General features: G+C 49.0%; 12 protein-coding genes. 10 read left to right on the forward strand and 2 right to left on the reverse strand.

The features are described 5' to 3' along the window. Positions 1–34 precede the first annotated feature (34 nt). Together ACLTOH_RS07850 and ACLTOH_RS07855 are read right to left on the reverse strand one after the other, a co-directional pair. Complete coding sequence (locus tag ACLTOH_RS07850) at positions 35–505, reverse strand: MarR family winged helix-turn-helix transcriptional regulator (protein WP_022311777.1); 471 nt, start codon at positions 503–505, stop codon at positions 35–37. A 131-nt stretch (positions 506–636) separates the two neighbouring features. After that, on the reverse strand, positions 637–1,164 hold the full coding sequence (locus ACLTOH_RS07855) for a hypothetical protein (protein ID WP_412223846.1): 528 nt from the start codon (positions 1,162–1,164) through the stop codon (positions 637–639). 358 nt (positions 1,165–1,522) lie between these two features. On the opposite strand from ACLTOH_RS07855, the gene ACLTOH_RS07860 reads away from it, so the two are divergent. The 10 genes from ACLTOH_RS07860 (at position 1,523) to ACLTOH_RS07905 (ending at position 15,686) form a co-directional block, all read left to right on the forward strand. Then, positions 1,523–2,647, forward strand: coding sequence for a 5' nucleotidase, NT5C type (locus tag ACLTOH_RS07860; RefSeq protein ID WP_117464797.1), 1,125 nt, complete (start codon positions 1,523–1,525; stop codon positions 2,645–2,647). 82 nt (positions 2,648–2,729) lie between these two features. Next, complete coding sequence (locus ACLTOH_RS07865) at positions 2,730–3,812, forward strand: GntR family transcriptional regulator (RefSeq protein WP_412223847.1); 1,083 nt, start codon at positions 2,730–2,732, stop codon at positions 3,810–3,812. Positions 3,813–4,077: 265 nt separating this feature from the next. Beyond that, the gene (araA, locus tag ACLTOH_RS07870) at positions 4,078–5,574 is read left to right on the forward strand and encodes an L-arabinose isomerase (protein WP_022311773.1); all 1,497 of its coding nucleotides are present in this window, start codon (positions 4,078–4,080) and stop codon (positions 5,572–5,574) included. A 127-nt stretch (positions 5,575–5,701) separates the two neighbouring features. Continuing rightward, positions 5,702–7,306 carry a response regulator gene (locus ACLTOH_RS07875; protein ID WP_412223848.1) on the forward strand — a complete coding sequence of 535 codons (1,605 nt, stop codon included), beginning with the start codon at positions 5,702–5,704 and terminating at the stop codon, positions 7,304–7,306. A gap of 27 nt (positions 7,307–7,333) precedes the next feature. Then, positions 7,334–8,773: a sensor histidine kinase gene (locus ACLTOH_RS07880; RefSeq protein WP_119623415.1), complete on the forward strand. Its 1,440-nt coding sequence runs from the start codon at positions 7,334–7,336 to the stop codon at positions 8,771–8,773. A 176-nt stretch (positions 8,774–8,949) separates the two neighbouring features. After that, positions 8,950–10,008, forward strand: coding sequence for an ABC transporter substrate-binding protein (locus ACLTOH_RS07885; protein WP_119623416.1), 1,059 nt, complete (start codon positions 8,950–8,952; stop codon positions 10,006–10,008). A gap of 256 nt (positions 10,009–10,264) precedes the next feature. Further along, positions 10,265–11,764 carry a sugar ABC transporter ATP-binding protein gene (locus ACLTOH_RS07890; RefSeq protein WP_119624302.1) on the forward strand — a complete coding sequence of 500 codons (1,500 nt, stop codon included), beginning with the start codon at positions 10,265–10,267 and terminating at the stop codon, positions 11,762–11,764. Next, positions 11,757–12,857 (forward strand): ABC transporter permease, encoded by a 1,101-nt coding sequence (locus ACLTOH_RS07895; RefSeq protein WP_412223851.1) that lies wholly within the window; start codon positions 11,757–11,759, stop codon positions 12,855–12,857. Before ACLTOH_RS07890 ends, ACLTOH_RS07895 begins: the two co-directional genes overlap by 8 nt. A 1-nt stretch (position 12,858) precedes the next feature. Further along, on the forward strand, positions 12,859–13,884 hold the full coding sequence (locus ACLTOH_RS07900; protein WP_022312246.1) for an ABC transporter permease: 1,026 nt from the start codon (positions 12,859–12,861) through the stop codon (positions 13,882–13,884). Between the two features lie 104 nt (positions 13,885–13,988). After that, on the forward strand, positions 13,989–15,686 hold the full coding sequence (locus ACLTOH_RS07905; RefSeq protein WP_148446514.1) for a methyl-accepting chemotaxis protein: 1,698 nt from the start codon (positions 13,989–13,991) through the stop codon (positions 15,684–15,686). The last annotated feature ends 19 nt before the right edge of the window (positions 15,687–15,705 follow it).

Here is a 15,705-nt window from a genome sequence, read left to right on the forward strand (position 1 = left end):
GTTGGAAAGCCGGTCAGGGTGAGTTGCGGATGGATCATTTCTCTGTGGGATGCTTGACAGAAAACTCTGTAAGATACTGCTCCAGATTATGGGAGATCCGTTCCAGAGAGTCATAGAGATTCAACCGTTGTTCTTCCGTCATGCCATCACCGCCGTGAGCCAGTGCGGAATAGATCCGGGAACTGATCTTTTTGACTACAGTATTGCCTTCTTCTGTCAGATAATACAGTGTGCGGTAGGAACGTTTATGTTCCGGCAGCTCGCAGGACACCAGCCCCTTGGAACTCAACTGGCTTAAGGTACGGGAGATGGCGGCCTTGTCTTCCTTACACAGCTCCGTCAGCTGCGTGGCGGTCAGCCCTTCCGGGTGCTTTCCCAGATAATACAGACACATGGTATAACCGGCTTTTAAGTCCATCTGTCCCATTTCCAGTTCTTTTAATTTTTGCAGATAACGGTGCAATTCTGTGATAGATACCACAAATCTTTCAAAACGATCCTGCATGAAGGTTCCTCCTGTAAAATGTTGACACTGCAACAACTTTATGAAGTGTAACACAAGGATGTTGATAAGTCAACAAAAAGAAGGGCAAAAAAATACCTTATCCATTAAGATAAGGTACTGATAAGAATAAACTATGCAATTTCCAGCCGCTGCTTTATTTTTCGGACATCATTTTCCAATACATTAAGCCGGACGCGAACCAGTTCATCATCTTCTTTTACTTTTAAGGCCCGGTCGAATTTTCTGGATAAATCTAAATGAGCTTCTGCAATTGTACAGATATTACGACTGACTTCATTCTCAAGAGTCAACTCCATATTGGTAAGGCGATTCGCCATAGAGAGCTGACCGGATTCCAGATTGGCAAGGCGCTGTTCCATGGCAATCTGACCGGATTCCAGATTGGTAAGGCGCTGTTCCATGGCAATCTGACCGGATTCCAGATTGGTAAGGCGCTGTTCCATGGCAATCTGACCGGATTCCAGATTGGAAACACGTTGTTCCAAAGAATCGAATCTTTGCTCCAGTGAATCAAGTCGCTGCTCCACCCTGTCGAGTCGCTGTTCGACCTTATCAAGTCGTTGCTCCACCCTGCCCAGTCGTTGGTCTATACTTTCTAATTTAATTACTATCGTCTCTAATAATTCCCGGTTGGTCATGAATTCTCCTCCTGTACATGTATACTAGCACAGTTCAAAAGTGCTGACAATTGGGCAATATAGAGAAAAAAGCGATTGTGCATTATTACAACAAAAAATATGATAAATGGATGATAAGCCCCAAAAACATGATATACCCAAGGAAAAAGAGTACGGCAAAATAAACAATGCCGATTGGAACGGTAGAAGAGCCAGAGAGAGCGGCTACGGTATGGATTGTACTGCGTATTCGTTTATGCTATGCTAAATAGCAGAAGTATTCCGGAAACGGGAATGCACAATGTGCAAAAAGCATAATGCACTAAAATCACATGGTGTGATAGATCGCATTGAACATAGAAAGAGTGAGGACTACAGCATGCTCAGACCCAGCATCGGTATTGATTGGGACGATGTTACCGCCCCGTTTAACAGTATCGCCATCCGTATGGCAAATGAAAAATATCATCCGAAGGAACCCTATCGCATGGAGGAAATCACTTCCTGGGCCAACGAAGGGCGGACTTCGGTGATCAAAGAATTCTATAACGATCCGGAACTGTACCGGAGGCAGATTCCGACCGAGGAGACGAAACGAGGGATCCGCAGACTGATGCAGATCGCGGATGTTTTTTTCATTACTGCGGTGTCACCACATTTTATGGGAGTGCGGGCAGAACAGATCATGACCCAGTTCCCGGAGCTTCCACCGGAAAATATTATTCTGGGAAGTGCCAAGGATCGTGTCCATTTTGATATTGTGCTGGATGATGCCATCCACAATATTCTGGAGAGCAAGGCGGAGTATCCGGTGCTGATGCGGAAGCCCTGGAATGCCAAAATGACGGGGCTGTTGTCCGTAAATACCATGGCGGAATTTGTCTCTCTGGTGAAGCAGATCATGAAAGCATCCACTTCTAAGACGGAGAAGATCACTGCTCCGGCGGTGCTGGCCCTGGTGGGGCCGTCCGGCTCCGGCAAACGGGAGATTACGGAAGCTTTGTGCGGTAGCCGAGGGACAGGCGCGAGCGAAAGGACAGAGAGTGGGGAGATTTTTGTCCGCCCGGTGAACTACTGCACGGAACCGGGGCGCTACGGCCACAAGTACGTCCCGGAGGAAGCCTTCGACCGGATGAACTTTTTTGAAAAAACGGCTTATGCCGGGGTACGGTACGGCACCAGAAAGGAAGACATTCAGACCTTGCTGGATCAGGGAAAGTTTGCGGTGATCCCCGTGGATATGTGCGGTGCCATTGCCATGAAGCGTTCCTTTCCCACCCATATTATCTATGTGGCGAGAGATAAAGAAAAGCTGATCGCCGATATCATTGATTCCGACTATGACACCGAGGAAAAGACACTTCGGATCCTGTCTATCGATGCGGAGAAGCGTAATCGCAAGATCTGTGATTATGTGATCCATAATGATACCATAGAAGGGGAACGTGTCAGCGGAGCGGAAGAAATCCGGCGGCTGATCCTGCTGGAAGGCGAAAAATACTGAAATGTACCGGGGAGCGATACCCGGAAAACGGAATAGAGTTGTACAAAACCGGATAGAGAAGGAGCGGGGCGGACGGATACGTATGGAAGAAAAACAGCTGAAATACTATAAAATGCATCATGATTTACAGGAACAGATCCGACTGGGAGAACTGCGCAGCGGTGACCGTGTTCCCTCGGAGAACCAGCTGGCCGCCGCTTATCAGGTGAGCCGCCAGACCGTCCGCAAGGCACTGGCCATTCTGGAACAGGAGGGATACATCTATGCGGTACACGGGAAAGGCACCTTTGTGTCGGAGCGGGTCCGCCCGGAGCATAAGTCTCACAACATTGCCGTGGTGACCACCTATCTGTCGGATTATATTTTTCCCCGGGTTATTCAGGGCATCGATGAAGTTCTTACGGCACAGGGGTATAGCATTTTATTAAAAAATACAAGAAACTCCCGGAGCCAGGAGGCACGGTGTCTGGAGGAACTGTTGCAGAAGGATATCGACGGGGTCATCATCGAACCCAGTAAGAGCCAGATCAGCTGCAGACATCTGCATCTGTATGAGCGGCTGGAAGAATACGGAATTCCCTATGTGTTTATTCAAGGCTGCTTCGACCAGATGGAAGACAAGCCCCAGGTGCTGATGGACGATTGCAGGGGAGGTCATCTGATCACAAAATATCTCCTGGATACCGGGCATTGCGATATTGCCGGAGTGTTCAAGGCAGATGACATCCAGGGACAGAACCGTCACCGGGGCTATGTACAGGCCCTGCAGGAAGCAGGTGTCCTCTACGATCCGGACAAGGTGATCTGGTTCCATACCGAGGATCGTAAAGTCCACCCACAGGAGGGAATCCGGCGTCTGATCTCCAAGGGAACCAGACTCGACAGTGTGGTCTGTTACAATGACCAGATCGCCATGCAGGTCATCCCGACGCTGACGGCCCGGGGGATTCGTGTCCCGGAGGACATTTCCGTCACCGGTTATGACAATTCCTACATGGCCATCGGCGGAGGTTTTCAACTGACCACTATCGTTCATCCCCAGGAAAAACTGGGAGAAATGGCGGCACAGCTGTTACTGTCACTGCTTCATGGGGAATCTCTGGGACCGGAAGAGAGAAAGATTCTCATCCAGCCGGAGCTTGTCGTAGGAAATACAACTTGTTAGCAGGAGCATACAAGTTGTAATATGGTAATATCGAAATTGTATGATGCCAGGGTCAAAAGGTCTAAGCCCATATGAGCTTGCTCATAGGTGGGTGAAAGACCTTAGGACCCGCCCCGATATGAGCATAAAAGTGGGATGATAATCCCACGATATGCGAATATTGGGTAGGATTGTGGGAGTGCGTAGCACGGAACAATCCGTAGGCATCAAAGTCGGGGGCTTTTGACCCCGACATCATTGTATTCAACTACAGGAGGTATTACTTATGTTACAGACAAAAAAATATCAATTCTGGTTTTGTACGGGATCACAGGACTTGTATGGGGACGAGTGCCTGGCAAAGGTAGCGGAGCACTCTCACAAGATCGTGGATGCCCTGAACGCTTCCGGTGTGTTACCTTATGAGGTGGTATGGAAGCCGACCCTGATCACTAACGAACTGATCCGCCGTACTTTTAATGAAGCAAATCTGGATGACACTTGTGCCGGTGTTATCACCTGGATGCATACTTTCTCTCCGGCAAAATCCTGGATCCTGGGATTACAGGAGTATCGTAAGCCCCTGCTGCATTTCCATACTCAGTTCAATGAGGAACTGCCCTATGACACCATCGACATGGATTTCATGAATGAGAACCAGTCTGCCCACGGTGACAGAGAGTACGGTCATATCGTGACCCGCATGCGCATGGAGCGTAAGGTTGTGGTAGGCCACTGGTCTGATCCTGTGGTACAGGGCAAGATCGCATCCTGGATGCGTACTGCAGTCGGCGTGGTGGAGAGCAGCCATATCCGTGTCATGCGTGTGGCTGACAATATGCGCAATGTAGCGGTAACCGAGGGTGATAAGGTAGAAGCACAGATCAAGTTTGGCTGGGAAGTAGACGCTTACCCTGTAAACGAGATCGCAGAGAGTGTAAATGCCGTATCTGCATCCGATGTCAATGCACTGGTAGACGAGTACTACGAGAAATATAATATTTTATTAGAGGGAAGAGACCCCGAAGAGTTTAAAAAACATGTGGCTGTACAGGCACAGATCGAACTGGGATTTGAACGTTTCCTGGAAGAGAAGAATTATCAGGCCATCGTTACCCACTTCGGAGATCTGGGTGCGTTGAAGCAACTGCCCGGACTGGCCATTCAGAGACTGATGGAGAAGGGCTACGGCTTCGGCGCAGAAGGTGACTGGAAGGTAGCCGCCATGGTACGTCTGATGAAGATCATGACCGCAGGCAAAAAGGATGCCAAGGGTACTTCCATGCTGGAGGATTACACCTACAATCTGATCAAGGGCAAGGAAGGTATTCTGGAAGCCCATATGCTGGAGATCTGCCCCACCATTGCGGACGGTCCCATCAGCATCAAGTGCCAGCCCCTGTCCATGGGAGACAGAGAAGATCCTGCAAGACTGGTATTTACTTCCAAGGAAGGTCATGGTATCGCTACTTCCCTGATCGACATGGGCAATCGTTTCCGTCTGATCATCAACGATGTGAACTGCAAGAAAGTGGAGAAACCCATGCCGAAGCTTCCTACCGCTACCAACTTCTGGACTCCCGAACCGGATCTGTATACCGGCGCGGAAGCATGGATCCTGGCAGGAGGTGCACATCATACCGCATTTACCTACGATCTGACCGCAGAGCAGATGGGTGACTGGGCAGCCATGATGGGCATCGAGGCTGTATACATCGACAAGGATACGAAGATCCGCGATCTGAAGAGAGACCTGATGCTGGGAGAAGTATTCTACCGCTAAAATATGCTACCCGAAAAATCTGTTTTCGTGTATAATAGAAAATAGTATTGCAGAGAACGAAATAAAAATCTGCAGGCAGAATCTGCGGGTAGAAGTTACCTGCAGATAGAAGAAGGGTATCGTAGAAATGTTAAAAGTGTTTTTGGTGGAGGATGAATTTGTCATCCGTGAAGGAATCAAAAATAATATTGACTGGAAGGCTCATGGCTATGAGTTCTGTGGGGAGGCCGGCGACGGAGAGCTGGCCTATCCCATGATCCAGAAATTGCGTCCGGATATCGTGATCACCGATATCCGGATGCCGTTTATGGACGGCCTGGAACTGAGCCGTCTGATCCGCAAGGAGCTTCCGGACACAGAAATCATTATTCTGTCCGGTTACCAGGAATTCGAATATGCCAAGGAAGCTATCAAGCTGGGAGTGGCCCAGTATCTGTCCAAACCCATCAATGGTGAGGAACTGCTGGCGGAATTGGATGAATTGTCGGCGAAGATCGAGGAGAAGCGCAGAGCCATTCAGATCAGAGAGCGGTATTTGCAGGAGATGGAGGAAAACAATCTCAGAGAGCGGAAAAAACTGTTCCAGGAACTGGTCACCGGAGAAAGCACCGTGGCAGAACTGTTGGAATCGGCAGAGATTCTGGGGATCGATCTGTCGGCACCCTGGTACAATATTATTCTGTTCAAGACCCAGTCTCTGCGTCATGCGCAGGATGAGTATTCCGGCAGCCTGATCCGGATCGAACAGGAACTGCGGGGACTGGAAGACGGCAGGACGGTGATCACCTTTGATCGTAATCTGGAAGGAAAAGCATTCTTATTAAAAGCCGATTCCGAGGAACAGCTATTGCTGCTGCAACAGGAATACATAGAAAAGATCAAGGACATTATGGAAGGCTATGAGCATGTGCGGTATTTCGGTGGTATCGGCAAGCCGGTGAACCGTCTGCGGGAGCTTCCGACATCTTTTGAACAGGCCAGTCATGCTTTTGCCCACAGATATCTGGTGCAGGACAGCCGGATCCTGGACAGCGGACATATGACGGAGGAAGCGCAGAAGGAAGATAATTTTGACATCAAGGAAGTCAATCCAAAGCAGATCGACCGCACAAGAATCCAGGAATTCTTAAAACAGGGTGACCGGGAGGAAGTGGTCTACTTCGTGGAAGAATTTTTCCGGGATCTCAGCAACAAGGCACTGCAGTCCAATATTTTCAGGCAGTATATTACCATGGATGTCTATTTCTGTGTGGCAGATTTTCTGGAAAGCCTGCAGACGGATACGCAGGAACTGGAAACACCCAATCAGGACGAGAAGACCCTGCAGGACAGCGATAGTGCGATCCATTACATTACCAGAATTCTGCAGAAAGCACTGGCGGTCAGAGATAAGGCTGCCAGCAGCCGGTATGATGATGTGGTGGAACAGGTGATGAAATACATTGATGAGAATTATGCAGACGAGGAACTTTCCCTGAATCTGCTGGCATCCCACGTGAATTTCTCACCAAACCATCTGAGCATGATCTTCAGCCAGCAGACCGGACAGAGCTTTATCAAATATCTGACAGACTATCGTATGAACAAGGCAAAGGAACTCTTGCGCTGCACCGGCAAGCGCAGCAGCCTGATCAGCCAGGAGGTGGGCTACAAGGATCCACACTATTTCTCCTATCTGTTCAAGAAGACCCAGGGAATGACCCCTACCCAGTACCGGGGCGGCACCAATTAGCCGTGGCCATGGATAAGGGGGATTCCTATGAGAAAAAAGATAAAAGAATTGTATGAACATTCGACACTGGTGGCAAAGATAAGATATTCCTATCTTTGCCTTCTGGTGCCTTTTGTATTGTTCCTGATCTTTTGCTTCTATAATTTATGGAACAATAACCGCAGATACGAGGATATGATCAATTCCTCCGTCATGGCCAGCCAGTTCAGCCTGGATTTCCAGAAGGATTTCGATTATGAGACTTATCTGCTGATCGTAGGGAACAAGACGCTGGAAGAGTCCAGTCTGCATGATATGCTGGTGGAGGCAGATGGCATCGTGGCCGGTCTGGAAGAACTGACGGAATCTCAGGAGAACCTGAAACGACTGACCAGTGTCAAAAAATATCTGAACAATCTGGAGACCTATATCGGCAGGATCGAGGACAATATCCGGGAAGGCAACCGCTACGAGGACAACATGGAAATCTGGGAAAATGATGTGCAGATTGTGACGTCTCTGGTGGGTGATACCATGTCCCAGTACATCTATTACGAGATCCGGGGGATTCAGGAGAGCAGGCAGCAATATCAGGATTTCTTCGTGAATATGATCCGTTTCTCCATCATTGCCTTTACACTGATCCTGGTTCTGTTTTTATTCTTATCCTATTATATACCGTTAAGTATCACGAGCCCCATAAGACGCCTTACCCAGGTGACGGATCAGGTGGCAAAAGGTGACCTGACGGTGCGCTCCGACGTGACGGGGGGCGTGGAGGCCCAGGTGCTCAGCGATTCACTGAATACCATGATCGACAAGATCAACGAACTGTTAGAGCAGGTGAAGACGGAGCAGATCCGGTTGCGCAAGGCGGAATTTGAACTGCTGCAGTCCCAGATCAATCCGCACTTCTTATATAATACGCTGGATGCCATTGTATGGCTGGCGGAAGCGGGAGAACAGAAAAAGGTCGTGAGCATGGTAGGCAGCCTGTCGGACTTTTTCCGGATCTCATTGAATCAGGGACAGGATATTCTGGATGTAAAAGAAGAACTGCAGCACGTCCGCAGCTACCTGGAGATCCAGCAGATGCGTTATCAGGACATCCTTCAATATGAGATATGTGTTCCGGAAGAATTAAACCATTGCCAGATTCCCAAGATCACGCTGCAGCCTCTGGTGGAAAATGCACTGTACCACGGAATCAAGAACAAACGTGGCAAGGGCATGATACGGATCGAAGGAGAACTGGACGGAGAGGATTGCATTCTGTTGATCACGGACAACGGCAAGGGGATGACGCCGGAGCGGCTGGAGCAGGTGAGGAAAGGCATCCGCAACCGGAAGGCCCGGGAGACCGATATCTACGGCCTGTACAATGTGAACGAACGTATCCGTCTGAATTTCGGCGAAAACTATGGTATCACCATTACCAGTACCTACGGGGAGGGCACCTGTGTCACGGTCCGGCTTCCGCAGCATTAAAAAAATGAACCACTATCGTAAAAAAATCAACTTTTTACGCCGGTGGTTTTTTTTACCATAAAAATTTCAACTTTTCCGTGAGGTATCTTCATGGTTTTTTCCCCGGATCCGCTTTACAATAAGATCATCAAAGAAATAGTTCTTTGGGGAACAAAAACAAATTGGGAGGTTACACAATGAAGAAGAAAATTTTAGCAGCAGTAATGGCAGCAACCATGGTATTCAGCCTTGTAGCATGCGGCTCCTCTGATGCAGGCAGCAGCGCAGCAACCGGAAGTGCAAACGCAGCAACCGGAAGTGCAAACGCAGCAACCGAAAGTGCAAGCGCAGGAACGACCAGCTCCAGCTCCTCCGGAGATATGATCAAAGTCGGCATCATCAATAACGACCCCAACGAGTCCGGTTACCGTACCGCAAACGATAAGGATATGAAGAATACCTTTACCGAGGCTAACGGCTACGAAGCATCTTTCGCATACAGCTTAAAGAACGATGAGCAGATCACTGCAGCACAGAAGTTCATTCAGGATGGCGTTGACTATCTGCTTCTGTCCGCAGCAGATACCGCAGGTTGGGATTCCGTATTGAAGGATGCACAGGATGCAGGTATCAGAGTTATCCTCTTCGACCGTACCATTGATGCAGATGAGAGCCTGTATGAGGCATCCATCGTATCCGATATGGCAAAGGAAGGCCAGACCGCAGTTGACTGGTTAAAGAGCCAGAACTTAAGTGAATACAACATTATCCACTTACAGGGTGTTATGGGTTCCGCAGCACAGCAGGGACGTACCGGTGCTCTGGATGACGCAGCAGCAAACGACGGATTCAATCTGGTAACACAGCAGACCGCTGAGTGGAACGCAGAGAAAGCACAGCAGATCGTACAGTCTGTAATCGACGCAGGTACTCCTTTCAACGTAATCTACGCTGAGAACGATGATATGGCTAAGGGTGCTGTAGCAGCTCTGGATAAGGCTAATATCTCCCACGGTGTTGGTAAAGACGTTATCGTTATGGGCTTTGACTGCAACAAGTGGGCTCTGGAAGAACTGAAGGCAGGCAACTGGAACTACGATGGACAGTGCAATCCTTTCCAGGCTTCCTATATCGATGACATCATCAAGAAGCTGGAGAACGGCGAGACCATCTCCGAGAAGACCATCATCATGGATGAGAAAGGCTTCGATGCAACCACCATTACTCAGGAAGATGTAGACAACTACGGTATCTAATCTGACGTAAACGACCAGAAGCGCGGCGCATGCTAGCTCCGCGCTTCTTTTATCAAAAGAGTAACTATTCAGAACCCCATTCGCAAAAGGCTCTTTCAGAGCCCACTTTATTGCGAATGTGGTTACTTCGCCCTATAAATATCATAAAATATTCTTACGAATGCCAGCATTCGAAGAACATTTCATGATATTTACATGGCTCTGAATAGTTACAGATTAAGGGGTGAAACTTTTGGACAATAACACAGTATTGGAAATGAAAAATATTCACAAAAGCTTTCCCGGTGTACGTGCTCTGAGAGGTGTGGACTTCCATCTGAACAAAGGTGAGATCCATGCGCTGATGGGAGAGAACGGTGCCGGAAAGTCAACCCTGATCAAGGTACTGACAGGTGTCTACAGCAAAGATGAAGGTCAGATCTTCATCGACGGCAATGACAAAGCCGTATCCATTCACTCTCCGCAGGAGGCACAGAAGCTGGGCATCAGTACGGTATATCAGGAGATTACACTCTGCCCGAATCTGTCCGTGGCGGAGAACATGTACATAGGACGTTCCAATAAGATCTATCAGAACTGGAAAAAAATGAATGAGGACGCAGACAAGATCTTACAGAATCTGGATATCCCCGCGAAAGCGTCCCAGCAGCTGGCAAGCTGTTCCATCGCCGTACAGCAGATGGTAGCCATTGCCAGAGCTGTAGATATGGATTGTAAAGTACTGATCCTGGATGAGCCGACCTCCTCTCTGGATGAGCAGGAAGTGACAAAGCTCTTCGGCCTGATGCGCGATCTGAAGGCCAGAGGCGTGGGTATCATCTTCGTAACCCATTTCCTGGATCAGGTATATGAAGTGTGTGACAAGATCACTGTTATGCGTGACGGCAGTCTGGTAGGTGAATATGCCATCAAGGATCTGCCCAGAGTACAACTGGTATCCAAAATGTTGGGTAAGGAACTGGACGACCTGTCCGATATCAAAGGCGAGCAGCCCACGGAACAGAAGACGGAGAACGGAGAACCCTTATTTGAGACCAAAGATCTGTGCAGCGATGCCGGAATCAAGCCCTTTGACTTCTATATTAAGAAGGGCGAGGTCAATGGATTTACGGGACTGCTGGGATCTGGCCGAAGCGAGTGCGTCCGCGCTATTTTCGGTGCTGACCGTGTCATCGGCGGTACGGTGAAAAAGAACGGAAAGCAGGTCAAGATCAATAAGCCTCTGGATGCTATGCGTTGTGGAATCGGCTATCTGCCGGAGGATCGTAAGCGTGACGGTATCGTAGGTGACTTGTCCGTAAGAGAGAATATTATCCTGGCATTACAGGTACTTCGTGGATTCTTCCACCCTATTTCCAAGGCGGAAGCTAATAAATTTGCAGACGAATACATCAAACTGCTGGATATCAAGACGGCATCGGCCGAGACACCCATCAAGTCGCTGTCCGGCGGTAATCAGCAGAAGGTAATCTTAGCCAGATGGCTTCTGACCCATCCGGAATATCTGATTCTGGATGAGCCCACCAGAGGTATCGATGTCGGTACCAAGGTGGATATCCAGAAGCTGGTACTGAAGCTGGCAAGTGAAGGCATGAGCGTGACCTTCATCTCTTCCGAGACCGACGAGATGCTCCGTACCTGCTCCCGACTGGTAGTCATGAGAGACCGCAAGGTGGTAGGAGAATTGTCCGGAGAAGATCTGACCCAGACCAAGATTATGAGTACGATTGCCGGAGGTGAAAGTAAGCATGAGTAATGAAAAGAAAGTAGAAAAAGGTAATAAAAATTTCCTGAGCGGATTGTTCCGGCAGCAGATTTTCATTCCCATTGCAGCCCTGATAATCCTGGCAGTATTCAATCTGATCGCAGACCCCAGTTTCTTCAAGATCACACTGGGATATAACAGCGCAGGAGATCCGGTATTGTCCGGTTACCTGATGACGATCCTGGACTACGGTTCCGAACTGGCTATTTTAGCCATTGGCATGACACTGGTCACTGCAGCTTCCGGCGGACAGGATATCAGCGTGGGCGCTACCATTGCCATCGCAGGCAGCGTGATCTTACGAGTACTGTGTGGTACGAATTCCAGACCAGATACCCTGCAGGCCCCCATTATCGTAGCATTTCTGGTAGCCTGTGTGGTAGCCATGCTCTTCGGTGCCTTTAACGGTGCCCTGGTAGCATATTTCAAGATCCAGCCCATGGTAGCGACCCTGATCCTCTATACGGCAGGACGTTCCATTGCAGCATGGATCAACAACAACGAGCTTCCTATTGTAAGTGATCCGACCTTCAGCTATTTCGGTGGATTTATTCCGGGAATTCCCATTCCCACACCGTTCTTCATTGCAGCGGTCTGTGTACTGGTGATCTTCCTGGTATTGAAGTTCACAACACTGGGACTTTACACCCAGTCTGTTGGTATCAATGAGAATTCCTCCAAGTTAAACGGACTGAATCCCACATTTATCAAGTTCCTGACCTTTGTGATCCTGGGACTGTGTGTAGCGGTAGCAGCACTGATCAAAGTAAGCCGTCTGTCCTCCATCAACTACTCCGTTATTGCAAAGGATATCGAGATGGATGCCATCCTGGCAGTAGCTTTGGGAGGCAACTCTTTAAGCGGTGGTAAGTTCAACATGGCAGCTTCCATTCTGGGTGCTTATGTCATCCAGTTCCTAACCACCACCTTGTACAAATTCGACGTACAGTCCGATGCACTTCCTGCTTACAAGGCGGTAGTGGTTATCCTGCTGGTAGTCTTAAGTACTCCCAAGGTAAGAGAATGGCTGTCCGCTTTCGGCAAGAAGCTGAAGCAGGGCAAGGCTGTAAAGGAGGTTGGCTGATATGGGTAAGAAGTTAAAAAATATGACAGATACCAATCTGCTGCTGACCATCACGATCGTAGTATTCTTCGTAATGTATATCGGAGCCATCGTGTTCCAGGGAAAAGGCTTCTTAAAACCTCAGACATTTTTCAACATTCTGAACGCTAACGCAGCACTGATCATTCTGTCCTGCGGCATGAGTTTAGTCATGATTACCGGTGGAATCGATATTTCCGTCGGCGGTGTGGTGGCACTGGTCAGCATGAGCTGCGCCGTATATCTGGACTTCGGCGGCGGTAATGTATTTGTATCCATGTTACTGGCAGTAGCCATTGGCCTTGCTTTCGGTATCGTACAGGGCTTCCTGGTAGCATACCTGGATATCCAGCCCTTTATCGTGACCCTGGCGGGTATGTTCTTCGCCAGAGGTATGACAACGATCGTAAATACCAAACCTTTCAACGTAGCCAACGAAAGTTTCACTGCTTTGAAGGAAACCCGTGTGATCGTTCCAGGAATGGGCTCCGTGAACAAACTGGGCAATTACGTCAATGCTTATGTGGAGATCGGTGTGATTGTGGCGCTTTTAGTAGTCATTCTGATGTTTATCATGCTTCGCTGGACCAAGATGGGCCGCAGCTTCTATGCGGTAGGCGGTAACAATCAGAGCGCGCTGATGTTAGGTATCAATGTGAAGAGAACCAAGTTCATGTCCCATCTGCTCTGCGGACTGTTGGCAGGTATCGGCGGTTATGTGTACTTCCTGCATGTAGGAAGCGGATCTGCTTCTCATGCCAGCGGCATGGAGATGAACGCCATTGCATCCTCCATCATCGGCGGTACGATGCTGACTGGTGGTGTCGGCAATATCATCGGAACCTTCTTCGGTGTATTGTCCCTGAGCACCATCCAGAATATCGTATCCAGTGCAGGTCTGGATCAGGCATGGTGGACCGGTATCACCATTGCAGCTATGCTGTGTCTGTTCCTGGTAGTACAGAGTGTGGTCATCGCAAGAAAAAAGAAAATGCTACAGAACAAATAAAAGCAGCTGAAAATAGGGAGGAGCGGAAAGAGCGTGGCTGGTGTGCAGTCACACTCTTTTTCCGCTAGTAAAAGGAATCCACCGAATATCAGGGGGTAGAAGTTATGAAAAAAACGAAGGTAAAAAAGCAGAAAACTCTGAAAAAGCAGGGATGCAGCCTGTTCCTGTTGTTGATGCTGCTGGCACTGGCACCGGTAGTTTTGGCAACAGTGATCCTCAGTACCACATCTTTACGTCTGACCAGAACGAATCTGGAAGGCAGTGTGCAGACCACACTGCATGTAACTGCGGATAATCTGGCAAAATACTGTAAGGAAAATGAGATCACGGCAATGAATGCCAGCGGTTATTATGAGTACCTGGACAGCCTGAAGGAAGAAGGCCTGGAGATGGCCATTCTTGCAGACGGCATTCCGGCTACCACATCCATTAAAAATGAAAATGACTATCGTATCCGTGAAATCCCCATGGATCAGGATCTTGGGACGGAGGGATATTATGATAAAAATGTAGTGATTGAGGGAAATACTTATTATGGTTATTATATCCCGATTATGAATAACGGACAGATCACTGCAGTGGCTTTTGCGGCGGAACGGAAAAATGAGATCACCGATGCCCTGTGGGAGATCGAGGTTGTATTCATGGTCTGCGCAGTGGGCATGGTGATCCTGTTTGGTGTTATCTGCTTTTTCCTGAGCAGAGCACTGTCGGGCAAGATGAAAGAGACCGGCAGCAGGGTGGATGCCCTGGCGGAAGGTGATCTGAGTGCCAGAAAAGAATCCGACAGTATTGTCCGGGAGATCCGTAATCTGTTACAGAATACCTCACAGATGCAGCGGAATCTGGCACAGGTCATCGGCGGTGTACAGGAGGTATCCGGAGAACTTCTAAACAGTGTACGGCAGGTGGCAGAGGGAAGCGATGCCACCACAGAACAGGCTGGACAGATCAGTCAGGCGATGGAGCAGCTGTCTTCCGCAGCGGAGGAAATGGCGGAAAATGTGCAGAATATCAGTGACCGTATGGATGAGATCGGAGAGGCGGTCAATGACATCAGTGTCAGTGCCGGACAGCTGCAGAAGGATTCGGAAGAAATACAGGACAACAGCAAAAAGGCGGGGGAAGGCATGGAAAAGATCATGACCGGCAGCAATCGTTCTGTGGAATCCGTGAATACCATTACAGCGAAGATTCATGAGACCAACGATTATATCGAAAAGATCGATGAGGCGGTAGCTCTGATCTTCTCCATTTCCGGACAGACCAATCTGTTAAGTCTGAATGCCTCCATCGAGGCCGCCAGAGCCGGAGAGGCGGGCAGAGGCTTTGCCGTGGTGGCGGAAGAGATCCGCAAACTGTCGGAGCAGAGCGCTGCCGGTGCCGAGCAGATCAAAAATCTGGCCCAGGGCATTATGGAGAAATCCGGTGAGACTGTGGAACAGGCGGATGTGGTAAAGGATATCATCCGGGAGGAACAGGATCACATTATTGCAACCAGAGAGCAGTATCAGCAGTTAGAGCAAAGTATCAGACATTCTGCGGAAGAGATCCGCAAGATCGCCGGAGAGACCGGACGTCTGTCACAGCAGAAAGAGGATATTCTGGGCAATATCGGCAGCCTCAGTGCTATCAGTGAGGAAAATGCTGCCAACAACCAGCAGGTGAATGCAAACATTGAGGAAATCCTGACACAGATACAGACAGTGGGCGCAAACTGTGATAAAATGAAACAGATCTCCGGGGAACTGGAGAGCTCTGTGGCGTATTTTCATACAGAGAAAGAACCTGCCGGAAAATGAGAGAATGACAGAGCGATTT

Origin of the sequence: Waltera sp. (genome assembly GCF_046969025.1) — a bacterium.
GTDB classification, from domain to species: domain Bacteria; phylum Bacillota; class Clostridia; order Lachnospirales; family Lachnospiraceae; genus Acetatifactor; species Acetatifactor acetigignens.

Bases quoted from the DNA above. Each gene is read 5' to 3' on its own strand.
- ACLTOH_RS07850 (WP_022311777.1), bottom strand. From the start codon at position 505: ATGCAGGATCGTTTTGAAAGATTTGTGGTATCTATCACAGAATTGCAC.
- ACLTOH_RS07855 (WP_412223846.1), bottom strand. From the start codon at position 1,164: ATGACCAACCGGGAATTATTAGAGACGATAGTAATTAAATTAGAAAGT.
- ACLTOH_RS07860 (WP_117464797.1), top strand. From the start codon at position 1,523: ATGCTCAGACCCAGCATCGGTATTGATTGGGACGATGTTACCGCCCCG.
- ACLTOH_RS07865 (WP_412223847.1), top strand. From the start codon at position 2,730: ATGGAAGAAAAACAGCTGAAATACTATAAAATGCATCATGATTTACAG.
- araA (WP_022311773.1), top strand. From the start codon at position 4,078: ATGTTACAGACAAAAAAATATCAATTCTGGTTTTGTACGGGATCACAG.
- ACLTOH_RS07875 (WP_412223848.1), top strand. From the start codon at position 5,702: ATGTTAAAAGTGTTTTTGGTGGAGGATGAATTTGTCATCCGTGAAGGA.
- ACLTOH_RS07880 (WP_119623415.1), top strand. From the start codon at position 7,334: ATGAGAAAAAAGATAAAAGAATTGTATGAACATTCGACACTGGTGGCA.
- ACLTOH_RS07885 (WP_119623416.1), top strand. From the start codon at position 8,950: ATGAAGAAGAAAATTTTAGCAGCAGTAATGGCAGCAACCATGGTATTC.
- ACLTOH_RS07890 (WP_119624302.1), top strand. From the start codon at position 10,265: ATGAAAAATATTCACAAAAGCTTTCCCGGTGTACGTGCTCTGAGAGGT.
- ACLTOH_RS07895 (WP_412223851.1), top strand. From the start codon at position 11,757: ATGAGTAATGAAAAGAAAGTAGAAAAAGGTAATAAAAATTTCCTGAGC.
- ACLTOH_RS07900 (WP_022312246.1), top strand. From the start codon at position 12,859: ATGGGTAAGAAGTTAAAAAATATGACAGATACCAATCTGCTGCTGACC.
- ACLTOH_RS07905 (WP_148446514.1), top strand. From the start codon at position 13,989: ATGAAAAAAACGAAGGTAAAAAAGCAGAAAACTCTGAAAAAGCAGGGA.